1 protein-coding gene is annotated in these 426 nt (G+C 57.5%); it reads left to right on the top strand.

Annotated features, from left to right (window positions below):
* The coding region (locus EN943_RS37920; RefSeq protein WP_164747216.1) for a hypothetical protein at positions 1 to 357 on the top strand (357 nt) is incomplete at its 5' end.
* Between the last annotated feature and the right edge of the window lie 69 nt (positions 358 to 426).

Below are 426 nucleotides of genomic sequence, written 5' to 3'. Positions count from 1 at the left end.
GAGATAGTTGCGTGTCTGGCAGGTCCTTTTGCAGAATCCGCATTCGAAGGCTATCTGGACCCGCGCGATATGGCGATGAATGCGTCCGATGGGAATGAGGGGAGCAGCGACTACGCGGATGCCAAGCGAATCTATGGTGAGTTGCGGTTCCTGATGCCGCGCCGCCCCCGTTGGAGGCGGATCGAAGATCGCACGGCCCGGCTAGTACTCGATCACTGGTCAGCCATCGAAGCATTGGCCGCGCATTTGCTGGTCAAGCATGATCTCCAATTCGATGAGGCTCTGACGATTGTTGCGCCGCATCTTCCGCCCATGCCAGCAGCTACGCCGCCAGAGCGTCATCCGCAGCCTGCTTGATCAGCCATTCGATGTGATTTGACCACATCTGCAACACCTCGCGCTTCTCCTTGACGTTGCTATAGAGAT

Source organism: Mesorhizobium sp. M7A.F.Ca.US.006.01.1.1, assembly GCF_003997935.1.
Classification (GTDB): domain Bacteria; phylum Pseudomonadota; class Alphaproteobacteria; order Rhizobiales; family Rhizobiaceae; genus Mesorhizobium.
The sequence above is the reverse complement of the archived record's forward strand: the minus strand, read 5'-3'. Positions and strand labels throughout refer to the sequence as shown.